At 61.9% G+C, this 22664-nt stretch carries 21 protein-coding genes; 7 read left to right on the plus strand and 14 right to left on the minus strand.

From position 1 onward, the window contains the following. Positions 1 to 15 precede the first annotated feature (15 nt). Both Q0974_RS04665 and queF read right to left on the minus strand, forming a co-directional pair. Entirely contained in the window at positions 16 to 1101 is a 1086-nt protein-coding gene (locus Q0974_RS04665; protein ID WP_299323217.1) for a glutathione S-transferase family protein, read from the minus strand. A gap of 2 nt (positions 1102 to 1103) precedes the next feature. Beyond that, a complete protein-coding gene (gene queF / locus Q0974_RS04670) occupies positions 1104 to 1550 on the minus strand; it encodes a preQ(1) synthase (RefSeq protein ID WP_299323218.1) in 447 nt (148 codons plus the stop codon). 123 nt (positions 1551 to 1673) lie between these two features. On the opposite strand from queF, the gene Q0974_RS04675 reads away from it, so the two are divergent. The 5 genes from Q0974_RS04675 to Q0974_RS04695 all read left to right on the plus strand — a co-directional run bounded on the left by Q0974_RS04675 (position 1674) and on the right by Q0974_RS04695 (position 7957). Next, positions 1674 to 2933: a hypothetical protein gene (locus tag Q0974_RS04675; protein ID WP_299323221.1), complete on the plus strand. Its 1260-nt coding sequence runs from the start codon at positions 1674 to 1676 to the stop codon at positions 2931 to 2933. 48 nt (positions 2934 to 2981) lie between these two features. Further along, the gene (locus Q0974_RS04680) at positions 2982 to 4517 is read left to right on the plus strand and encodes a cryptochrome/photolyase family protein (RefSeq protein ID WP_299323223.1); all 1536 of its coding nucleotides are present in this window, start codon (positions 2982 to 2984) and stop codon (positions 4515 to 4517) included. A gap of 70 nt (positions 4518 to 4587) precedes the next feature. Further along, on the plus strand, positions 4588 to 5433 hold the full coding sequence (gene sseA / locus Q0974_RS04685) for a 3-mercaptopyruvate sulfurtransferase (RefSeq protein WP_299323226.1): 846 nt from the start codon (positions 4588 to 4590) through the stop codon (positions 5431 to 5433). Next, a complete protein-coding gene (gene metC, locus Q0974_RS04690) occupies positions 5388 to 6632 on the plus strand; it encodes a cystathionine beta-lyase (protein ID WP_299323227.1) in 1245 nt (414 codons plus the stop codon). The genes sseA and metC overlap by 46 nt, the downstream gene beginning before the upstream one ends. Further along, positions 6620 to 7957 (plus strand): mechanosensitive ion channel domain-containing protein, encoded by a 1338-nt coding sequence (locus Q0974_RS04695; protein ID WP_299323230.1) that lies wholly within the window; start codon positions 6620 to 6622, stop codon positions 7955 to 7957. The genes metC and Q0974_RS04695 overlap by 13 nt, the downstream gene beginning before the upstream one ends. On the opposite strand, the gene Q0974_RS04700 is transcribed toward Q0974_RS04695, so the two are convergent. Beyond that, entirely contained in the window at positions 7954 to 8295 is a 342-nt protein-coding gene (locus tag Q0974_RS04700; RefSeq protein WP_299323232.1) for a hypothetical protein, read from the minus strand. The two genes, Q0974_RS04695 and Q0974_RS04700, sit on opposite strands and share 4 nt — an antisense overlap. A gap of 257 nt (positions 8296 to 8552) precedes the next feature. On the opposite strand from Q0974_RS04700, the gene Q0974_RS04705 reads away from it, so the two are divergent. Then, the gene (locus Q0974_RS04705) at positions 8553 to 9260 is read left to right on the plus strand and encodes a TorF family putative porin (RefSeq protein ID WP_299323234.1); all 708 of its coding nucleotides are present in this window, start codon (positions 8553 to 8555) and stop codon (positions 9258 to 9260) included. Here the strand turns inward: Q0974_RS04705 and Q0974_RS04710 are convergent. The 10 genes from Q0974_RS04710 to Q0974_RS04755 form a co-directional block, all read right to left on the minus strand. Beyond that, the gene (locus Q0974_RS04710; RefSeq protein ID WP_299323236.1) at positions 9257 to 10804 is read right to left on the minus strand and encodes an ABC transporter ATP-binding protein; all 1548 of its coding nucleotides are present in this window, start codon (positions 10802 to 10804) and stop codon (positions 9257 to 9259) included. The two genes, Q0974_RS04705 and Q0974_RS04710, sit on opposite strands and share 4 nt — an antisense overlap. Further along, on the minus strand, positions 10801 to 11592 hold the full coding sequence (locus tag Q0974_RS04715) for an ABC transporter permease (RefSeq protein ID WP_299323238.1): 792 nt from the start codon (positions 11590 to 11592) through the stop codon (positions 10801 to 10803). The genes Q0974_RS04710 and Q0974_RS04715 overlap by 4 nt, the downstream gene beginning before the upstream one ends. Beyond that, entirely contained in the window at positions 11589 to 12512 is a 924-nt protein-coding gene (locus Q0974_RS04720; protein WP_299323240.1) for an ABC transporter permease, read from the minus strand. Before Q0974_RS04720 ends, Q0974_RS04715 begins: the two co-directional genes overlap by 4 nt. 26 nt (positions 12513 to 12538) lie before the next feature. Beyond that, positions 12539 to 12952: a DUF3035 domain-containing protein gene (locus Q0974_RS04725; RefSeq protein ID WP_299323241.1), complete on the minus strand. Its 414-nt coding sequence runs from the start codon at positions 12950 to 12952 to the stop codon at positions 12539 to 12541. After that, positions 12952 to 13467 carry a signal peptidase II gene (lspA, locus tag Q0974_RS04730; RefSeq protein ID WP_299323242.1) on the minus strand — a complete coding sequence of 172 codons (516 nt, stop codon included), beginning with the start codon at positions 13465 to 13467 and terminating at the stop codon, positions 12952 to 12954. The genes Q0974_RS04725 and lspA overlap by 1 nt, the downstream gene beginning before the upstream one ends. Before the next feature lie 127 nt (positions 13468 to 13594). Continuing rightward, positions 13595 to 16555: an isoleucine--tRNA ligase gene (gene ileS / locus Q0974_RS04735; protein WP_299323244.1), complete on the minus strand. Its 2961-nt coding sequence runs from the start codon at positions 16553 to 16555 to the stop codon at positions 13595 to 13597. A gap of 212 nt (positions 16556 to 16767) precedes the next feature. Next, positions 16768 to 17703, minus strand: a complete 936-nt coding sequence (locus tag Q0974_RS04740; RefSeq protein WP_299323247.1) for a bifunctional riboflavin kinase/FAD synthetase — start codon at positions 17701 to 17703, stop codon at positions 16768 to 16770. Positions 17704 to 17760: 57 nt separating this feature from the next. Beyond that, positions 17761 to 18930: a dipeptidase gene (locus tag Q0974_RS04745; RefSeq protein ID WP_299323248.1), complete on the minus strand. Its 1170-nt coding sequence runs from the start codon at positions 18928 to 18930 to the stop codon at positions 17761 to 17763. Beyond that, positions 18927 to 19415, minus strand: a complete 489-nt coding sequence (locus Q0974_RS04750) for a dihydrofolate reductase (RefSeq protein ID WP_299323251.1) — start codon at positions 19413 to 19415, stop codon at positions 18927 to 18929. Before Q0974_RS04750 ends, Q0974_RS04745 begins: the two co-directional genes overlap by 4 nt. Beyond that, positions 19412 to 20206 carry a thymidylate synthase gene (locus Q0974_RS04755; RefSeq protein ID WP_299323253.1) on the minus strand — a complete coding sequence of 265 codons (795 nt, stop codon included), beginning with the start codon at positions 20204 to 20206 and terminating at the stop codon, positions 19412 to 19414. Before Q0974_RS04755 ends, Q0974_RS04750 begins: the two co-directional genes overlap by 4 nt. Positions 20207 to 20408: 202 nt before the next feature. On the opposite strand from Q0974_RS04755, the gene Q0974_RS04760 reads away from it, so the two are divergent. Further along, a complete protein-coding gene (locus Q0974_RS04760; protein WP_299323255.1) occupies positions 20409 to 20798 on the plus strand; it encodes a JAB domain-containing protein in 390 nt (129 codons plus the stop codon). 178 nt (positions 20799 to 20976) lie between these two features. Here Q0974_RS04760 and Q0974_RS04765 read toward each other — a convergent pair whose 3' ends face one another. Further along, on the minus strand, positions 20977 to 22548 hold the full coding sequence (locus Q0974_RS04765; protein ID WP_299323257.1) for a hypothetical protein: 1572 nt from the start codon (positions 22546 to 22548) through the stop codon (positions 20977 to 20979). Positions 22549 to 22664: the final 116 nt, after the last annotated feature.

Below are 22664 nucleotides of genomic sequence, written 5' to 3' on the forward strand. Positions count from 1 at the left end.
TACGGTGAAGCGTCTTTAATCCTGGCTGAGTATGTGATTCTCGAAACGAACGCGCGCGCGCAGGATGAAATTGCGAAACAGCTCGCCGTCGCCATGATCGAGAACGTCCCGCGCTCTCTCGCGGACTGCACCCTTCAGGCTGCGATAATGGTCGAGCGGACGTTGGAGCATCCAGAGCGAAAAGGTCGTGGCCGCGCGCTCGCCCTTGACCCCTGCAATCGTGAAAGGCGCCATGCCGACTGCGCGGGGAATGTCGGCGCCGGGGTTGGCCTTCGCCCAATCGGCATAAAGATGCGCCAGAGCGCCTAGATACGGGAACTGCTCTTCGAGCATCCGGATCACGACGGGTAGAAGCGTTTCCGGAATTTCGTCGTCGGGCAGAAATTCGCCGGATCGTGGATTTTCGACCTCGACCATGCGCTCGACCCAGCGCGCGACGTTGGGCGCGAGCCTTTTCATCAACTCACCTGATTTCGGGTCGCGATAGAGATGTGCATAGAGCGGGCCGATCAGCCCATAATCTCCGATCGAAGGACGCGTGCCGAGCAGATAGTCATGGACGGCGAAATGTGCGTCCAATTCTCCAAGCAGCGCCTCGTAGCTTGCTTCGATGCCGGGAATGGTTTCGGGCGTAATGCCGAGCATCGGCACGAACCCTTTGAACCGGGCTCCATTTTCCCTGCCCTTATCATATTGTTCCTGCGGCGAGCCTTCGGGCAGGGCGATCTTGCCGAATTCGCCATAGACCCACTCTTCGTTGTAATTCCAACGATAGTGCATCGCCGGGATCACCAGCCATTCGTCTCCATAAAGTTCGAACAGCAGGGCGATGAGCTTCTGGACCGGCGTTTCGGGATAGACGCTCGGGCCATCCGTTATCGCTTCGAAATGATCGATGATGACGGTCGTATCCTGGAGGATCGTGCCGTCGTCCTTCTGGACTACGGGCATCACCGGCCGCCCGACATGGGGGATCACGATCGAACGCTGAATGTCCGGCGTGCAAAGCTCTTCGCGGTAATCGACGCCTTTCCAATCGAGATAGGCGCGCGCCTTCCCCGAATAGAGCGAAACTGGTGCGCCGTAGAGAATATGCGTCATGCTCAGCCGCGTCCGCGATAGGGGGCGACGCCCTGGTCGGGTAGCCATAGCCCTTCGGGCGGCGGGCTCGATTGCCAGAATACGTCGATCGGAATCCCACCGCGCGGATACCAATAGCCGCCGATCCGCAGCCATTGCGGCCGCATCTCTTCGAACAGGCGCTTGCCGATGCCGACCGTGCAATCTTCGTGGAATGTCTGATGGTTACGGAAGCTTCCGAGAAACAGTTTTAGAGATTTGCTCTCAACTATCGTCTCGCCTGGCGTATAATCGATGACGAGATGCGCGAAATCGGGCTGGCTCGTAACCGGGCACAGCGAGGTGAATTCAGGCGCGGCGAAGCGCACGAGATAAAGCTCTCCGGCGCGCGGGTTGGGGACATAGTCGAGCACCGCTTCTTCCGGCGAAGCGGGCAGCGCGGATGTCTTGCCGAGATGGGTAGGTTCCATGACCGCCCATCTAGGCTATCTGCCGCTTCATGTCATTCCTGCTGCACGGTTCATCGGCGATTAACGCGTATCGGCTTTGATCCGGGTCGATATCGAGCGGGGAACAGGATAGGGACGCAACCCGTGAAACGGCTATTGGCATATTGGCTCGGCCTGGCGATCGGCGCGATGACGCCAGTGGCGGCGGCGATGGCGCAGGAAGCGGAGGACACGGGCGCTGTCGCGCGTCAGGCCCCGGTCTTCGATCTGCAGCCCGGCGAGCAGCGGCCGCAGCCGCAACCCGAGGTGCAAGGTCCGCGCGCGCCAGGTATGCCTGCGCCGCGATTGCTGGGCCAGGAGGATGACACACCTCCACCGGTTGTGACGCGCCCTGCGCCAGTGCCGACCCAAAACGATCCCGCACCCGCAACGGCGCAGTCCGATCCGCAGCCAGCCGCCGAGCGGCCTGCCACCCAACCACCTGCGAGGGGACAGACGACGGCAGCCTCGCCAGGTCTTGAGCCTCAAGCTACGCCCGAAACGCAGCCCTCTGCAATCGCCGAAAGCGCTCCGCTCGCGCCGGTCGAGCCAGCCGATGCCACACCCATGCCCGCGTCGACGCCGCAAGGCGAAGAGGGCATGCCATGGTGGATATGGCTTGCCGGGATATTCGGGCTGGCCGCTCTCGCCGCACTTTTCCTGTTGCGACGCAAGGTACGCGAACGGGCAGTTGAAGAACAGCCCCTGCGTGAACCCGTTTTGGCGAAAGAACCCGAGCCCGAACCGGAAGCGGTTCCTGCGCGTGCGCCCACGCCCGTTGCCAAGGGGCCGCCCACCGCTCTGCCGCCTGCTGGACTGGCGCCCGCTGCACCGACGCCCGCCGCACAGCCCCCGGTCGCTTCGGCGCAAGAAGATCGTCCCTCGCGGATCGAGATCGATTTCGTGCCTCTGACCGCGCGACTTTCCAGTCTGGGCCTTACGCTCGCCTATCGTTTGGTGCTCACAAATGTGAGCGATGAGACGCTCAGCGATATCGCTGTCAGGCTCGGCATTCGCTCCGCCGACAATGCGGCCATGGCGACGGAACCGGATGCCGGGGAGGCCTGTGTCAACCTCGAGACGCTCGCGCCCGGTGAAGAGTGTATCCATAGCGCGCAGATCCGGCTCGATCCGAAGACATACAAACCCGTTCAGTCGGACGGCAAGGCGATGCTCGTGCCAATCGTCGACATGATGCCGCGCTATCGCGACGCGGATGGCGTGGTGCATGAGATGCACGCGACGATGCTGGTCGGGCGGGAGCTCGAACCGCCCCGGCCGAAAATGCAGCCCTTCTGGCTCGAACGCGGGTTCGGCCAGTTTCGCGGGATTGGCTGCCGGATGCTCAACGTCCGCACGACATGATCATTCGGACGGGTTGATGCGTGGGCCCATCCGCGCGACCCGCTGACCATGGCGAGTTCCAAGCCCATCCTGATACCGCTCCTCGGCGACCAGTTGAGCCGCGATCTCTCGTCGCTGGATGATGTAGACGCCGGGAACACCGTGCTGCTGCTGATGGAGGTCGATGACGAGACCAGCTATGTGCGGCATCACAAGGCGAAGATCGCGTTCATCCTCGCCGCGATGCGGCACCATGCCGCCGATATGCGGGATCGCGGCTGGACGGTCGACTATGTGAAGCTCGACGATGCCGACAATAGCGGCAGCTTTTCCGGGGAAATTGCGCGCGCCATCGAACGCCACGATCCCGCCGCCATCCGCGTGACCGAACCCGGCGAATGGCGGGTCCGTACGATGTTGGACGAGTGGGAAGAGAAGTTTGGCATTCCGGTCGAGATTTGTCCCGACACCCGCTTTCTTTGCGATCATGCCGAATTCGAAGCCTGGGCCGAGGGCCGCAAACAGCTGCGCATGGAATATTTCTATCGCGAGATGCGGCGCAAGACGGGCCTGTTGATGGATGGCGACAAACCCGAAGGCGGCAAGTGGAATTACGATCAGGACAATCGCAAGCCAGCGGACCAGGACCTGTTCATGCCAAAGCCGATCGCCTTTCGGCGGGACGAGACGACGCGGGAGGTATTCGATCTCGTCGCCGAGCGGTTCGCCGATCATCCGGGCAGTCTCGATCACTTCCAGTTCGCCGTGACACGCGAAGAAGCGTTGCGCGCGCGCCGCCGCTTCCTCGACGAATGCCTGTCGCGTTTCGGCGACTATCAGGACGCGATGCTGACAGGGGAGCCGTTTCTCTATCACTCGCTGCTTTCGCCGTACCTGAACATCGGCTTGCTCGATCCGCTCGATCTGTGCCGCGAAGCGGAGAAAAAATATCAGGATGGCGACGCGCCGCTCAACGCGGTCGAGGGATTCATCCGCCAGATCATCGGCTGGCGCGAATATGTGCGCGGCATCTATTGGCGCGAGGGGGCGGACTATGTGGAGAACAACTTCTTCGATGCCGATCGCGATCTGCCCGATTTCTACTATTCGGGCGATACGGATATGCATTGCCTGTCCCAGGCGATCGGTCAGACACTCGACCACGCCTATGCGCACCACATCCAACGCCTGATGATCACCGGCACCTTCGCCCTTCTGGCGGGCGTCAATCCACACCAGCTCCATATCTGGTATCTGGAAGTCTATGCCGACGCCTATGAATGGGTGGAAGTGCCGAACACTGTCGGCATGAGCCAATTCGCCGATGGCGGGCTGCTGGCGTCCAAACCCTATGCGGCGTCGGGCAATTATATCAACAAGATGTCTGACTATTGTAGCCATTGCCGTTATGACGTGAAGGCGAAGACGGGCGACAATGCCTGCCCGTTCAATGCGCTCTACTGGGATTTCCTTGCACGAAACGAGGACAAGCTCGGCGACAATCGCCGTCTCGCCATGCCGTATCGGACATGGGAGAAGAAGGAGAAGGGCGAGAAGGTCGCGCTCCGTAATAGTGCCCGGGCTTTTCTGGAGTCTCTCGACTAGGCATTGCCCGCAGCTAAGGCCAAAGCTAAGAAATTCGGGACTCGACACTCAAGGCAGGAAATCATCGCCCATGGACATGCTCGTTTCGACCGAATGGTTGGCCGGAGAACTCGGCGCCAGCGATCTGCACATCATCGATGCGACCCAGTTCCTCCCGGATTCCGGACGCGATGCGAAAGCCGAACACGGCTTTGAACATATTCCCGGCGCCGTGTTCATGGATCTAGACGAGATCCGCGATACGTCCAGTCCGCTGCCCGGTATGTTGCCCTCGGCGGAGAAGTTTGCGAGCCGGATGCAGTCGCTCGGTGTCGGCGATGGCAGCCGGATCGTCATCTACGACAATTCGCCGCTGCACAGCGCTGCACGCGCCTGGTGGATGACGAAGGACGTGTTCGGCGCGCACAATGTCGCTATACTCGACGGCGGTCTCGCCAAATGGAAGGCGGAAGGCAATGCCGTGGACCAGGGCAAGCAGCAGGTCCGCCATCGCCATTTCACGCCCTTTCATGATGATAGCGGGGTTCGCGATCTGGCGGCGATGAAAGCGCTGACCGGCTCCGACGAGACCGAAATCGTCGATGCACGGCCCGAAGCGCGGTTCAAGGGCGAAGGCCCGGAGCCCCGCCCCGATATCGCGCCCGGCCATATTCCCGGTTCGAAGAATGTGCCGCACTCCAATCTCTTCAACGAGGACGGGACCTGGAAACGCGGCGACGATCTGAAAGCGGCGTTCGAAGCGGCCGGCGTCGATCTCGAAAAACCCATGGTGACAACCTGCGGCGGCGGTACGACGGCGGCCGTGCTGCTGTTCGGCGCGAAGCTGCTCGGCAAGACCGATGTCGCGCTCTATGACGGCAGCTGGGCCGAATGGGGCAGCCAGTCCGATACCGAAAAAGCGACCGGAGCCGCGTGAGCGGCGGCTCATCGGATAACAAGCCACCGACCCGCCTCGTAACCGGCGGTCGGCGCAAGGAATGGACGGGCGCGGTTGTGAACCCGCCGGTCTGGCGCGCGAGCACGCATCTCTACGATACCGTCGCCGATCTGCGCGCGCGCAAGAGTTCCAATGAAGACGGGCAATTCTTTTACGGCCGGCGCGGCTCGCCGACCCAATGGGCGCTCGCCGAAGCGCTGACCGAGATGGAGCCCGGGGCCTGCGGCACTATGCTCTTCCCGTCGGGCGTGGCCGCCATCGCTTGCGCGCTGCTTGCCGTTTTGCGGCCCGGCGATGTCCTGCTGATGGCCGATAGCAGTTACGACCCGACACGCAGCTATGCCGAGGCGTTCCTGAAGAAATGGGGCGTGGAGACGCGCTACTACGACCCACTTGTCGGTGCCGGGATCTCCGATCTGATCTGCGAGAAAACGCGCGCGATCATGATGGAAAGCCCAGGCAGCCTGACCTTCGAAGTGCAGGATGTCCCGGCGATCTGCGCCGTGGCGAAGGAACGCGGGATTACGACGCTGCTCGATAATACCTGGGCGGCCGCGCATTTCTTCCGGGCCATCGAACAGGGCGTCGATATCGCGATCCTCGCCGGCACCAAATATATTGTCGGCCATAGCGACGTGATGCTCGGTTCGGTGACGACGCATGAGAAATATTGGGCGCGGGTGCGGCGGACGGCGCAGCAGCTTGGTCAAGTCGTTTCGCCCGACGATGCCTATCTCGCGCTCCGCGGTCTCAGAACGCTCGACGTGCGTATGCGGCAGCATGAGGCGGGTGGCTTGAAAGTCGCGCGCTGGCTGGCCGAGCAGCCGCAGGTCGCGCGCATTCTGCATCCGGCGCTCCCCGATTGCCCGGGCCATGAAGTCTGGCAGCGCGATTTTTCCGGCGCGGCCGGCCTGTTCTCGTTTGTGATGGATGGCGGCGGCGAAGAGGCCGTCGCGGCCTTTGTCGACAATCTCGCATTGTTCGGGATCGGCTATAGCTGGGGCGGATATGAAAGTCTGGCGCTGCCGGTCGATCCGACGCCGGATCGCACGGCGACTCGCTGGCAGGCCGAAGGCCCAGTCATCCGACTCAATATCGGCTTGGAAGACCCCGACGATCTGATCGCCGATCTTGCGAAGGGGCTGGAAAGATACGAGAAGGCGGCATGCAGGAGATAATCGCACTGCTGACGCGCGCGGGTATCCCGCTCCCGGCGGACCTTAACTGGCTCGCCGCGATCCTCGGGTTCGCGATAGTTGGCATCGGCATGGCGCTGGGCTGGGTTATCAGCCGGCTCTCGGGCAAGCATCTCAAGGGCTTTTGGGAGCGGGTCGTCGGCGAGCGGGCGGAAGGCTTGGCCAACCGCATGGTCAAGATCATCTATCATGCGTCGGTTTCGATCGTCCTCGCCATCGCCTTCTTCTCGTTCGATTGGTGGACCTATACCGATCTGATCATCGGCGCGGGTTGGGGTATCTGCGCGGCCTATCTCGTCTGGCACATCATCCGTGCGAGCGGCTTTGCACGCTGGATAGCCGTGGCGGCGGGCGTATTTACCTTTGCGCTCATCCTTTCGAACGCCGTGGGCGGTCTGGAGCGCGTAACGCTGGTTCTTGACCGGATTGGCGTCGATGTCGGCGATACGCGCATCTCGCTGCTGACCTTGCTGACCATCGCCGTTACCGGCCTGGTGCTGTTCGCGATCGTGCGGATCGTGCGCCGGGTGATCAGTCACTCGATCCAGCGGTCGTCCGCCCTTGATCCCGCGCAAAAGCTGCTTGCCGACAAGATCGCGATGATCGTCATCATCGTCGTCGCCTTCTTCGTCGGTATCGATATTCTCGGTATCGACCTGACCGCACTCGCCTTTTTTGGCGGTGCGTTCGGTCTCGCCATCGGCTTCGGCATGCAGAAGACGATCGGCAATCTCATTGCCGGGATCATTCTGTTGATGGACCGTTCGATCAAACCGGGCGACGTGATCGCCGTCGGCGACAGTTTCGGCTGGGTCAACAAGATCGGCATCCGCGCCGTTTCGATCATTACGCGCGACGGCAAGGAGCATCTGATCCCGAACGAAATCCTGATGACCGAAGAGGTTGAGAACTGGTCCTATTCGAGCCTTGAGGTTCGCGTGAATATCCCGATCGGTGTATCCTATGACGCCGATCTCGACCTTGCCCGGAAGCTGATGCTGGAAACGGCGGACGAGAGCGACCGGGTGCTTAACAGCCCGAAGGCGCGTTGCTGGATCGTCGAGTTCGGCGATTCCTCGGTCAATTTCGAGCTCAGGATCTGGATCAAGGATCCCGAAGGCGGTGTCGGCAATGTCCGCGGCGATATTTATGCGCGCATCTGGAACAAGTTTCAGGAAAACGGCATCGAGATTCCGTTCCCGCAACGCGATCTGCACATCAAGGAATGGCCGAAAAGTGGAGCGGAGGCGTTGCCCCCCGACGGCGTCGCGATCAAGACCGCGACCCCGCCGCCAATGGACGATTAAAGACCGACGATACGGGCGAGCTGCGCCAGTTCGTGCCGTAGATGATCGGCAAGACGGCCGGCCGCAGCGGCGCGATCTTCGCCTTCGCCGAGCAGGGCTTGCGCACCGCCTGTCGCGGCGCGCGCCGCATCGGCTGTCACTGCATCGAATCGCTTTTTCGCGATTCCGGGTGCGCGGATATAGGCGTGGCGCAAACTGCTCTCGCTCGGAATATCCGCCTTTTCGCCTTCGCTGCGCGCCATCCGTCTGGCGATTTCGAGAATTGCGTAGAGTTGCGGAATCCGCTCGAGTTCCGGGGATTCCGGTATCCGTTCAGCGATGCGATCCTGCGCGGTCATGCGGCCTTTTCTCCGTGATCGGGGCGGTTGTCGCGCAAAGCTGCTAATAATCGCCTAAGCATTCTGCGCCGCACCAAATTGTTGCAGTGCAGCAACATACCGTTTCGAATTTCCGGTAATCTGAGTAATATCGTTGTGTGCGGATGCGAATTTGTGCATGATCACAATCATACGCTTTATCGATCCGCCGTATCAGGACAGAGATTGAGGAGTGCGCAGGGACGAATGTAGATGCATTCGACTATAAAGGACATATTATGCGCAACTCCATTCTCGGCCTCGCTCTTCTAGCGTCGACGGCGATAGCGGCACCCGCTCACGCGAACGATCTGGGCGGCGGCTTCAGCGTCTCGGGCAATGCCGCGCTGGTGACCGATTACCGGTTCCGCGGCGTGTCCTTCTCCGACGAAGATATCGCGATCCAGGGCGGCATCGATCTTGAACATGACAGCGGCTTCTATGTCGGCACATGGGCGTCTTCGATCGAGGACAGTCCCGTTTTCGGTCATACGGAACTCGATATCTATGCGGGCTGGTCCGGCGAAATCACGTCCGGCCTGACGCTCGATGTCGGCGTGCTGGCCTATCTCTATCCGAACGGGAATGTCGGCGATGCCGATTATGTCGAGCCCTATGCTTCGCTGGCCTATGCGATCGGCCCGGCCGAGATCACCACCGGCGTGGCATGGGCGCCGAGCCAGAATTCGATCGGTAATGACGACAATCTCTACATCTATACCGATGCGAGCGTTGGCATTCCGGGAACGCCGTTCACGGTTAGCGGCCATCTCGGCTATACGAATGGCAGCCTCTCGATCGACAATGACAATGATTATGTCGACTGGTCGCTCGGTATCGAAGCGGCGTTCGGGATTTTGTCCATCGGCGTTGCCTATGTCGATACGGCTGTGAACACTCCGCTGACCGACGGCACGGTCGTCGGAACGCTCGGCGTGGCTTTCTAGGACGCGGCGACCAGCTTTTGCGTAATCGGATGAGCCGGCGCGGTAATGATTTGCTCCGTCGGCCCTTCCTCTATGATTTGGCCTGCATCCATCACGGCGATCCGATGACAGAGCCGTTTTGCCACGGCGAGATCGTGGGTGATGAAGAGAAGCGCCAAGTCGCGCTCATGCTGAAGCTTCTCAAGCAGATCGAGCACCCGGCCGGCCACCAGCACATCGAGCGCCGATGTGGCCTCGTCCAGCAACAGCATTTCAGGCTCGACGGCGAGTGCTCGGGCAATCGCGACGCGCTGGGCCTGGCCGCCCGATAGTTCGCGCGGGAAGCGATCGGCGAAATCCGCGGGCAGATCGACCTCCTGCAACAACTGTTTCACCGCGCCCGCCCGCCCCCATTCGGCAAGGTCAGGCCGCAGATGCTTGAGCGGCTCGGCGATGATATCGGATACGCGCCATTGCGGATCGAGACTGGCGACCGGGTCCTGAAAGACGGGCTGGATCAGCCGCCGATGATGTGTGGTCATGCGTTTGCGCTCGGGTAGCGGCTCGCTCCGCCACCGGACGGTGCCGGTATCCAGTGGTCCCAGTCGTGCGATGGCGCGCGCCAGGGTCGATTTGCCCGAGCCCGAACCGCCGACCAACGCCAATGCTTCGCCTTCCGCAAGAGCCAGCGAGGCGCCCGACACAGCCTGCAACCGGTCGCGCCGCCATCCGGGTCGCCTGAAGGACACGCTCACATTTTCGGCATGCAGCAACGGTGCGCCGGTCTCGGGCAAAGCGGGTGCCGAGTCTGCGAGTTTCGGTGTGGCGGCGACCAGCGCGCGGCCATAATCGCTGCGCGGGGCAGCCAGAATATCGGCGGCCGGCCCGCTCTCCTCGACCCGCCCATCGCGCAGCATCACCACGCTATCCGCATGGCTGGCGACGGCGGCGAGATCATGACTGACCAGCAGCAAGGCCATGTCATGCTCGCGCCGCAGCTCGTCCAGCAAGGCCATGATCTCCGCGCGCAGGCTGGCGTCGAGCGCGCTTGTCGGTTCGTCCGCGATTAGCAGTTTCGGACGGTGCGCGATGGCCATGGCGATGAGCGCGCGTTGCCGCTGCCCGCCCGATAGCCGGTGGGGAAACTGATCGAGCCGATCCTCTGGCGCATCAAGGGCGACACGGTCCAACGCGGCGACCATATCGGCACGCGACGGCGTTGGCGCGCCCGATCGTGTCCAGCTTTCAGTCAGTTGTGCGCCGATTGTGAGATGCGGCGTCAAGGCGGTCAGCGGGTGCTGGAAGACGAATCCGACATCCCGGCCGCGGATTGCGCGCAGCGTCGCTGCGTCCGCGCCGACAAGCTCGACGCCGTCAAGCTGGGTCGAACCGCTCGGCACGGCAGGCGACAGGCCGAATGGCGCTAGGCAGGTCTGACTCTTGCCCGATCCCGATGCGCCGACCAGTGCGACGCACTGCCCCGCTTCGACCGCGAAGCTGACAGTGTCGACGATCACTGTGTCGCCGATCCGCGCGCTCAACTCTTCAACGACATAGAGGCTCATTGCGAGAGCCTGTCGCGCAGCCGCTCGCCCGCGATGGTGAGGCAGACGATGATCAGCACGAGCACGCCGCCGGGAATCAGCAGCGCATGCGGCTGGATATCCATATCGTCCGCGCCTTCCTTGACGAGTATGCCGAGCGAGGTCAGCGGCTCCTGCACGCCCAAACCCAGAAACGAGAGAAAGCTCTCCACCATGACGACCTGCGGGACTGTGAGCAGCAGATAGGCGAGCGCCACGCCCGCGACATTAGGCAGGATATGGCCTGTCAGGATACGGTTGGCGGGTGCGCCGGCCGCTTCGGCTGCGGTTACGAACGGCCGCTCCTTGAGTGCAATCACCTGTCCGCGCACAACGCGTGCCATCGTCAGCCATTCGACGGCGCCGATGCCGATGAAGACCAGCACGATGTTGCGCCCGAACACGACCATCAGCAGGATGACGACGAACATGAAGGGCAGGGCGTACAAGCCATCCACGATCCGCATCATGATCTCGTCCGTGCGCCCACCGATCCAGCCGGCAATCGCGCCCCAGGCCGTGCCGATAACGAGTGCGACGAGTGCAGCCGCCAACGCCACGGCCAGCGTGACGCGTGTGCCGACCAGTGTGCGAGCGAGCAGATCGCGCCCGACCGAGTCGGTGCCGAATAGATGCCCGGTCGAAAAGAGCGGCGCGCGCACCGCGTCCCAGTCGATCGCGCTATGCGTCCAGGGGAGGAACGGCGGCACGAACAACGCGGCAAGGGCGATTATGGCGACAATGCCGAGCGAGATGCGCGACGCCGTCATTCCGCGCGCATCCTTGGGTCGAGCCAGCCGTAAATCAGGTCGGCGACCAGATTGAACAGGATAATCAGGCCGGCATAGAGTGTCACCACGCCGAGCACGAGGGGGTAATCCCGGTTAAGCGCGCCCTGCACGAAATAGCGGCCGAGGCCGGGCAGGGCGAACACGGTTTCGATGATGACCGCGCCAGTGAGCAGGCCGGCCGCCGCCGGTCCAAGATAGCTGGCGACGGGGACGAGCGCCGGCCGCAGCGCGTGGCGCGCGATCACCTGCCGCTCGGCAAGGCCCCGCGCGCGGGCCGTGCGCACATGATCTTCGTTCAGCGCCTTGGCGAGCCCCGCGCGCGTCAGCTTGGCGATGGCGCCGGCAAAGGGCAGGGACAGCGCTACCACGGGCAGCACGAGATGCGACGGACTGCCCGGCTCCCAGCCCGAGACCGGCAGCCAGCCAAGGCCCAGCGCGAAAATCAACACGAAGAGCGGCCCGGTGACGAAGACAGGCAGGGCGGTCAGCAATGTCGCCAGCCCCATGATCGCCTCGTCCTGCCAGCGCCCGGCGCGTACCGCCGCCCCAAGCCCGCCGCCCATGCCGAGGGCGCAGGCCAGCAGCAGCGCGAGCCCGCCGATGGTGAGCGATACGGGCAAGCCCTGCGCGATCAACTCGCTCACCGTGAAGTCGCGATAGACGAGGCTCGGCCCGAAATCACCGCGGATCAGCCGGCCGACATAGAGCGCGATCTGTTCGCCGAGCGGCAGGTCCAGCCCATAGGCCGCATCGAGCGCGGCGCGGGTGTCGTCGTCGAGCGCGCGTTCGCCATCGAACGGCCCGCCGGGCGCCAGCCGCATGAGCACGAAGGAGAGAATGACGACGCCGAGCAGCGTCGGTATCGCGGTCAGCAGGCGGCGGAAGAGGAGGGCGCCCACCGCGTGTTCGCCCCGCCGCTATCGCCCTATTGCGGCGTGGAAACCGTCGCTTCGGGCGCGTCGCCTTCGGGCGCGTTCAGGATATCGCGCGTCGTCGAACCGTAATCGACCGCCTGGGTGTCCGGATCGCCGACCGTACTGCGGATACCGGCAGCGGCCGATTCCGGGTCCGCCTGATTGACGAGCGCCGCTTCGGCCGCGCTGCGCGGCGCGGGTCCGCCGAACATGGCCTGTAGCGCCTGGGTACTCGAATCGGCGCCGCGGGCGGCTGGTTCACCGGGGCGCGGCGGGGTCAGGTTGAAATCGGGCGGGATTACGAGCGGCGCGGAGCGCGATACGAGAAACTCGTCCGGCCGGTCCCGGCTGCCGCCAAAAATGCTGCAGGCCGAAAGGGTTGCGCCCATCACCACGAGGCTCGTCGCCACCATCATTTTACGCATTACTCTGTCTCCGCCGGTTCAGGCTTGTCGCGTAGCAGAAAAGCCCGCAACACCAAAATCACAACCCCGATGGTAATCGACGCATCCGCGACATTGAAGACCAAAAAGGGCTGAAAGTCCCCAAAATGCAGATCGATGAAGTCCGCGACATAGCCGAAGCGGATGCGATCCACGATATTGCCGAGCGCGCCGCCCAGCACCATGCCGAGCGCAAACACGTCGCCGGCGCGCTTTTCCCGCCAGATCCAGATCGCGACGCCGAGCGAGATCGCGCCGGTCAGCGCAACGAGCATCCAGCGCTGCGTATCGGAGGATGCGGCCAGCATGCCAAGCGATACGCCGCGATTTTCGACCCAGGTGAAATTGAGGATCGTCAGCAGCTCGATCTGCCCGCGCTGGGGGAGCTGGAGCAGCGTGATGATCCAGTATTTCGAAACCTGATCGACGACAAATATGATTGCGGCGAGCAGATAGCCGAGCATGGTGCTGCGGCGTAAGCCCTTGGTTTCGCTCATACCGTAGCCGCCTGGTTGACACTGGTTGACACAGGCCGGGGGTTACATGCGCTATTCACTTAAATCTCCGCACGGCGCTCCAAAAGCCACAAAAGCCACAGGGTATACGTCCGAATTCCGCACCGGTTCAGCCATTCACCATGGAATCGCATCGGCCGCACAATGCGCCGTCTTCGGCTACATCGGGCAGCAGGCGCCAGCAGCGGCCGCATTTGTGATGGCTGGTCTTAATCACTTTCACGGTGTCGCTTTCATACTTCGTATCCGCCACGATGCAGATTTCGCTCATATCTTCGGCGGAAATCCCGTCTACCGCCGGCATGGCCACTTCCGCTTCGAGGCTGGACCGGATTACCTTGTCGCGCCGCAGCGGTTCGATCGCCTCGGTCACCTGTTCCCGGGCTTCGCGGATGGCGGTCCATTTTTCGCCGAGCGCCGCATCTGCCCATGCCGCCTCGATCTCCGGCCATTCCTCCAGATGGATTGACCCGGCATCCGGATAGCGCGTCTGCCACACTTCCTCCGCCGTGAAGCAGAGGACCGGCGAGGCGTAACGTACCAGCGCGTGGAACAGGATATCGAGCACCGTCCGATAGGCCTGCCGCTTCGCCGTTCCCGCTGGCAGGCTTTCTCCAACATCGCAATAGAGACAATCCTTGCGGATATCGAAGAAGAAGGCGGAGAGGTCTTCGTTGGCGAAATCGGTCAGCGCGCGGGCATAGCGGTTGAAAGCATAGTCATTGACCGCGTCCTTCAGCGTCCCATCGAGCTCGGTCAGCAGGTGGAGCACATAGCGTTCGAGTTCGGGCATATCGGCGAGGGCCGTCCTCTCGCTCTCGTCGAAATCCGATAGCGCGCCGAGCATATAGCGAAAACTGTTCCGCAGCTTGCGGTACATGTCGGTGACGCCCTTGAGGATTTCCGGGCCGATCCGGTGGTCCTCGGTGAAATCGACAGTCGAGGCCCAGAGGCGCAGGATATCGGCGCCGTTCACGTCGATAATCTTCTGCGGATCGAGCGTATTGCCGAGGCTCTTCGACATTTTCTTGCCCTTGGCGTCGAGCGTCATGCCGTGGGTGAGCACCTCTTTATACGGCGCGCGGCCGCGCGTGCCGCAGCTCTCGAGCAGGCTCGACTGGAACCAGCCGCGATGCTGGTCGGAACCTTCGAGATAGAGATCGGCTGGGGAATCGAGGTCCGGCCAGTTGTCGCTCTCGAGCACGAACGCATGGGTCGAGCCGCTGTCGAACCAGACGTCCAAGATGTCCGTGACGACCTCATAATCGTCGAGATCGTAGCGATTGCCGAGCAGCGCCTGATGATCGGCGGCGAACCAGGCATCGGCCCCGCCGTCGCGCACGGCTTCGACGATACGCGCATTCACCTCGGGATCGTTTAGATAATTGCCGTTTTTGTCTACGTAGAGTGTGATCGGCACGCCCCAGGCGCGCTGGCGCGACAGCACCCAGTCCGGCCGCCCTTCGACCATGGAGCGCAGGCGTTTATGGCCGCGTTCGGGGATGAAGCGGGTCTTGTCGATTTCGGACAGCGCGATCTCGCGCAAGGTCGGGCCGATGCCCTTGGCGTGGCCGCGCACCATGTTCCCCTCCCGCTTGCGGGAGGGGTTAGGGGTGGGTTCTTCTTCCTCGATTTCTATCACGTCATCGATGGAGATGGCCTCGCCCACCCCCTGACCCCCTCCCGCAGGCGGGAGGGGGGAGTCCATCCGCACGAACCATTGCGGGGTGCAGCGATAGATGACCTTGGCCTTGGACCGCCAGCTATGCGGATAGCTGTGCTCGAAATCGTCGGAGGCGGAGAGTAGCGCCCCGGCTTCGCGCAAATCCGCGCAGATCGGGCCCTCGGCGGAGTTGAACCGCTTGTTGATGACATTGCCCGCGCGCTCGTCGCCGCGCGGCAGCCAGAGCCAGTCCTCGCGATAGACGCCATCATCCTCGACCGCGAAGACCGGATCGATGCCATGATCCTTGCACGCGAAGAAATCCTCCTCGCCATGATCGGGCGCCATATGGACAAGGCCCGTGCCGGCCTCGGTCGTCACATGATCGGCCGCGATAAAGGGGCGTGGCGCAGCGAAGAAACCGCCGAGATGATGCATCGGATGGCGGGCGATGGTGCCTGCAAGTTCGGAGCCACTAATACTCCATCTTTCTCCTAGGCTCTCAAACTGAGTTGGGCATACGTCCGCCGGGAAGCGTTGCAAGAACTCGTCGACCAACGCTTTTGCAATCAAGAAACATTGGTCAACCTCGGTCGCAGTATCACGAGGGTCGGCGACATATACCACTACGTATTCAATATCTTCACCGTATGCGATCGCCTGGTTGACCGGGATCGTCCAGGGCGTCGTCGTCCAGATGACGGCATGCGCACCGACCAGTTCCTCGATCGGGCTTTCGGTGATCTTGAACGTCACATCGATCTGCGTGCTCGTAATATCGGCATATTCGACCTCGGCCTCGGCGAGCGCGGTCTTCTCGACCGGGCTCCACATGACCGGCTTCGCGCCGCGATAGAGCTGGCCGCTTTCGGCGAATTTCAGGAACTCCTCGACGATCACGGCCTCGGCGTCGAAATCCATGGTCAGATAGGGCTTGTCCCATTCGCCGAGCACGCCGAGCCGCTTGAACTCTTCGCGCTGCACATTGACCCAATGGTCGGCATAATCGCGGCATTCCTTGCGGAACTCTTCGGTCGGCACGTCGTCTTTGGAGCGCTTTTTCTTGCGATACTGCTCCTCGATCTTCCATTCGATCGGCAGGCCATGACAATCCCAGCCCGGCACATAGGGCGCGTCCTTGCCGAGCAGCGACTGGCTCCGCACGACGAGATCCTTCAAGATCTTGTTCAGCGAATGGCCGATATGGATGTTGCCGTTCGCATAGGGCGGGCCGTCATGCAGGATGAATTTCTCGCGGCCCTTCCGCGCCTCGCGCAGCTTGCCGTACAGGTCCTGCTCTTCCCAGCGCGCAAGGATGCCGGGCTCTTTCTGCGCGAGCCCCGCCTTCATCGGGAAGTCGGTCTTCGGCAGGAAAACCGTGTCTTTATAATCGGGCTGTTCGGACATTTGGGGCGATGTAAGGGGCAAGGGCCGGGGCGTCCATATATTTTCCTCTCCCCTTTTGGGAGAGGGATGTGGAGACTTGCTGAGCAAAGCGAAGCTAGTCGGAGCTGGGTGAGGGGTTCTAACCTATCGGATAGGGACGAACCCCTCGTCCAACTCCGCCTAAACTCCTGCGTCGTTAAGGCTCCATATCCTTCTCCCACAAGGGGAGAAGGTCACAGCACGTGCCGCGTCAGCCGCCGCTCCGCCTCTGCGCAATCCTCGGCCATTTGCGCCTTGAGCGCGCCGAGCGTGTCGAACTTCGCCTCGTCGCGGATGAAGCTGACGAGCTCGACGGCGATGGTCTCGCCGTAGAGATCGCCGTCGAAATCGAAGAAATGGGGTTCGAGCAGCTCGACGGGCGGATCGAAGCTCGGGCGGATGCCGAGATTGGCCGCGCCGTTCAGCATGCGCCCGTCCGGCAGGCGGCCCCGCACCGCGTAGATCCCGTATTTGGGCCGGATATAGCTGCCGAGCCGGATGTTGGCGGTCGGATAGCCGAGCTCGCGGCCCTGTTTTGCGCCATGCTCGACCGCGCCTTCGATGGTGAACGGCCGCGTCAGAAGATGGGTCGCCGTCTCGCAATCGCCGGCCTTGAGCGCCTCACGAATGCGGCTCGAAGAAATGACTGCCTCGCCTTCGTTCACCGGCGCAGCGATTTCGGTGAAAAAGCCGCGCGCTTTCGCGAATTCGGCGAGCATCACGACATCGCCCTTCCGCCCCTTGCCGAATACGAAATCGTTGCCGGTGACGACGCCGGCGACACCGAACCGATCGAGCAATATGTCCGCGATAAAGCTCTCCGCCGCGGTTCCGGCCAGCTCGTCGCCGAACTCGAACACCATCATCGCGTCCGCGCCGGCCTCGCGGAACAGCTCTTCGCGCTGGTCGAGCGTCGTCAGGCGGAAGGGCGGGGCGTCGGGCTGAAAATGACGCACCGGATGGGGATCGAAGGTGGCGATGATCACCGGCCGTTTGTCGTCATGTGCATGATGGACGGCGCGGGCGGCCACGGCCTGATGCCCCCGGTGAAAGCCGTCGAAATTGCCGAGCGCGATAACGCCGCCCCTCAAGTCGTCGGGCACCGTATCGCGGTGGAAAAGCCGCTGCATGGAGCAAGCCTATAGGGTGGTGGGGCAGGGGCGGCAATGCGCCGTTGGCGGGCCAGATCAGCCTTCGGGCAGTCCGTCGCGAAGCAGCCGGATAACGTTGCCGCCCATGATCTGCGCGATCTCGCCCTCGCTCAGCCCTTCGTCCATCAGGAGCTGCGTGATGACGGCGAGTTCGCTCGTGTCGAAACCCACCGTGACGGCCCCATCATAGTCCGACCCCAGCCCGACATGCCGGATGCCGACGAGATCGCGCACGTGAAGGATGGACGCGACGATATCGGCCGGTTCGACCGAGCAGATCGCGCCGTCCCAATAGCCGATCCCGATCACACCGTCTGTCGCGGCGACGCCCCGTATCTGATCGTCGGTGAGATTGCGGTTGACGTCGCACACGGCTTGCACGCCGCCATGGCTGGAGACGACCGGGCGCGTCGCCATGGCGAGGATATCGTCGACCATGGCCGGGCTCGCATGGGCGATATCGACGATCATGCCGCCCTGCTCCATCCGGCGGACGATATCGCGGCCGAATTCGGTCAGCCCGCCCTTTTCGAGCCCGTGCATCGATCCACCCATCTCATTGTCGAAGAAGTGGGTGGGGCTCGCCATCCGGTATCCGGCGTCGAACAGCCGGTCGAAATTGGCGACCTCGCCCTCAAGATTATGTAGCCCCTCGATCGAAAGCAGCGCGCCGGTCACCTGCTCACCGCGCTGGCGGTCGGCGAGCAGCGCATCGATATCAGCGCGTGTGCGGACGATGCGCAGCGCGCCCTCGCTATCCGCCTCGGTGCGGACGAGGCGGTCGGCATGGTAGAGCGAGCGTTCGAGCAGCGAGAACCAGGTGCGGATCGGCTGGAGTTGACCGATGGCGAGCCAGATAATCGTGTCGCTGTCGGCGGGGTTGGAATCGTAATTCTGGCCGGCTGGCGATTTGGTGACCGAGGCAAAGACCTGCAGCGCGACATTGCCTTCCTCGAGCCGGGGCAGGTCGACATGACCGCGGCCGGACCGGTTCAGCAGGTTGCGGTCCCAAAGCAGGGTGTCGCTGTGAAGGTCCGCTACAATGAGTCGCTCGTGCAGTGCCTCCGCTTCTTCTGAAATCGCCGGCAGTTCGACATCGGCCCGCTGATTCATATCGCGCTCGACCCACATCGGCCCGAGCGTAAAGAAGAGCGCAAGCGCGGCGCCGATAATCAGGATCGCGCCGAAAAGGATTTTGCGGATCATGGTCTGCGCTCCAGCGTCACGAAGCTGTAAGCGGGCGTATCGCCATCGGCCGGATGGTCCGCGCGCGCCGTTTCCATCCAGATCGCCGGATCGAATGGGGCCATCCGGGTATCGCCGTCAGCTTCGACATGCACTTCGGTCAGCTCGATTCGATCGGCTTTGTCGAGGAAGAGCGCGTAAATCTGCGCGCCACCGATGATGGCGATCTCTTCGCTATCGTCGCCGGCAAGCCGCAGGGCCTCGTCTTTCGAATGTGCAATTTCGGCACCTTCCGGCGACCAGTTCTTCGATCGCGTAAGCACGATGTGGCGCCGGCCGGGCAGGGGCGCGGGAAAGCTCTCGAATGTCCGGCGACCCATAATCATGGGGCGGCCCATTGTATTCTTCTTGAAGCGCTTGAGGTCGGCCGGAATATGCCAGGGCAGCCGCCCGTCCCGCCCGATCACGCCATTATCGGCGCGCGCGAGACGAAAGACGATTGTCACACCGCCACCGGCGCGGGGATATGTGGGGCGGCCTCGTAACCGACGATCTCGAAATCCTCATATTCATATCCATCGATGCTGCCCGGATCGCGCAGGATATTCAGCGTCGGCAGCGGGCCTGGTGTGCGGCCAAGCTGTTCGTTCACCTGCTCGAGATGGTTGGAATAGAGATGGCAATCGCCACCGGTCCAGATGAAGTCGCCCGGCTCCAGCCCGCATTGTTGGGCGAGCATATGGGTGAGCAGCGCATAGCTCGCGATGTTGAACGGCACGCCGAGAAACACGTCGCAGCTGCGCTGATAGAGTTGGAGCGAGAGCCGGCCGTCGGCGACATGCGTCTGGAACAGGCAATGGCAGGGCGGCAGCGCCATGTTCGGCACATCGGCGGGGTTCCAGGCCGAAACGATCTGGCGGCGTGAGGCGGGATTGTTCCGAATCTGATCGACAAGCCCGGCGATCTGATCGATATGGACGCCGCCCGGCCCGACCCAGTTGCGCCATTGCTTCCCGTAAACCGGCCCGAGATCACCATTCTCGTCCGCCCATTCGTCCCAGATGCTCACCTTGCGATCCTGCAGCCAGCGCACATTGGTATCGCCGCGCAAAAACCATAACAATTCTATAATGATAGAGCGGATATGGAGCTTTTTCGTAGTGAGCAGCGGGAAACCGTCCGACAGATCGAACCGCATCTGGTGGCCGAACACCGAGAGCGTACCGACGCCGGTCCGGTCGTCTTGGCGCACGCCATCGTCGAGAATCCGCTGCATGAGATCATGATATTGCTGCATCGCCTGCGCCTTATGGCCGAGCGCGCGATATGCGCCAAGCGATAGAATTCGGTCCGATGTGGAATCTTCACGGTCTAATTACTGCTATCCCCAAATTATATTGATCCGATCTGGACCGGACTGCGTTTTCATCCAATTTCGAGACTGTATGGATTTAAACGAAGAGTTAGGGACTCGAACAACGAGAAAAGGGGGGTAACGGATGCTCATCCAGGGGTCGCCGATGGTCGGCGGGTTCAGCAACGAGGACTTTTTTGCGCCCCTGGTGCTCGGCAGCGAGATCGAACATGCCGTCGTCGCGCATCTCGATGCCGATGGCCGGCTCGTGGCGATCAGCAGCGCTGAGGGCAATCGCGATTGCATCATTTTGCCCTTCCGCCAGATCGTCGCCGACGCCCTCTCGCATGAAGGGCATGCGGTGCTGGTCGCGCACAACCATCCGAGCGGCGATCCGACACCGAGTCAGGCCGATATCGAAACGACCCGCAAACTGGCCGACCTCCTCCGCCCATTGAGCATTCGTGTCTACGATCATTTGATCCTGACCAGCGCCGGCGATTCGACGAGTTTCCGGAAGCTGGGCTGGCTCTAGAACAGATGCGATGAATGATATGCCAGTATTCGGCGTACGGCAGCCGATTGCTCTTATGCAACCAATGGGTTTCTTTGTACCCGAAGCGGAACGGCGCAAAAAGCCGACTTAGTGTCGCTCGACCAGACTGGCAGCACATCGCAGCTCGTCGGGTTTGCGTGATGCTGGGTCAACGTTCCTACTCGATACGTCCGCGCAGAAAAACCCGAAACCAGGAAACCGGCGCACCGGCAGCAAAAGCCCCTTTGGGATTGATGCAAATATAGGTCACATTATTGTCGTACCCCGCAGCGGGAGTGTAGTTACAATCGGTGAACATGTCGGGTGGGGTTGGCTGATCCGAATATGCTACGTCCGTCGCATAATTGAGCGTCAGTCCACTTCCGCCATCCTCGAAAACGACGGGGTCGGTGGACGTGAAAACCTCAGGCCCGCCGGTATCCAGATCGCCGTTGAAGAAGGTCAGTTCCTCCGGAAAAGCATCGACGATGAAAACTGTATCGTTGTCGACAGCGCCAGGGCCCGAATTCTCGACCAGGATGGAGTAGATGACATCCTCGCCGGGTATCGCAAAACCCGAGCCACCGGCCGTCGGCATGAAGATGCTCGACGATTTGAGCACCGAGATCGATGGCGCTGGCGTAACTGTGATCTGGACGGTTGCGGTGCGGCAAACCGCCGGGTCCGACACCAGGCATATGGTATAGTCAAAACTGTAAGTGCCCGGCGCGCTTCCGGCATTCAGGCTGATATCGCCGGTCGGGATATCGAAATTCAACTGCGTCGGCACTGTCGAACCCGGAGCGACCGAGATCGTCACGTCGCTTGACGTCACCGGATCTCCATTCCAGCGGTCATTGGCGAGAATGTTCAGGATCGTGATGCCCACGGTCCCGCTGCCGACGGATGCCGTGTCGTCGACCGCGATCAGGACGCTGATGTTATCGCAGGACGGTGCGCCGTTTTCGGCGAGCACGCCCGTTACGACATCGGCGGCGAGCTTGAAAACATTGGCGATAAATTTGTCCTGGTCGGTCACTATCGCACTACCGGTTGAGACATTTGGATTGTTCGTGGTGAACATGTCGATGTCACCGGTTAGTAGATAGGTCGGCGCCGAGGTGCTGTTGGTAATGGCTAATGGAAATGCATTGGCATCCGAGTACCGGGCCAGGACGGATCCCGTGGTGAAATAGCTTGAGGCCCCGCCGGCGGTGGTCAGGTCGAGCAGAAGATTCTCCGATCCGCCATCGCAGGTCAGCGGGTTGATGGGGATCGCGCTGGTATAGCCGCCACCGATATTCGAATAGTTCGTTACGGTAACGCCCAGGCCGTTACAGACGGCGTCAAAGAAGGAGTTGTCGCATCCTCCGATAACGAAACCGCCATTGTTCACGAATGTCTGAAGCACCGTATAAGCCGGGCCGGAATCATATCCCGAAAACCAGATATTGCAGTTGTTGGCTGCGAGGTTCGCGGCCGTTGGGGTGCCGACGATCACGAAGGTGAAGGTACTCTCCGAAAAGGTACCGCCGGGTCCGAAATTCGCGATGTTCGAAAGCTTCTGGCGCATCGCCAGTGTGCGATTTTGATTCAACCCGCCCCAATTCGTGTTGCCGCAAACGACCAAATTATCGCCCGGTGAAGCGGATTGCGCCGATGCGGGAGCAGCATAAAAAACAGCCGCTAGAAACGGGGTGCATAGCAGGACTGCTGCTTGTTTGGCGCTGAGAAAAATGCGGTCGATCATGTACAGGCAATGCCCCGCCGGATCGGTTCATTAGCAAAGCAGATTTGTTGAAAGTCATGGCCGCCTGCCAAACCGATTTACGGCGTAAGGCGGGGTTACAGGGCGAGGCAAGGCGG

This window comes from Parasphingopyxis sp., assembly GCF_028279465.1.
Taxonomy (GTDB): domain Bacteria; phylum Pseudomonadota; class Alphaproteobacteria; order Sphingomonadales; family Sphingomonadaceae; genus Parasphingopyxis.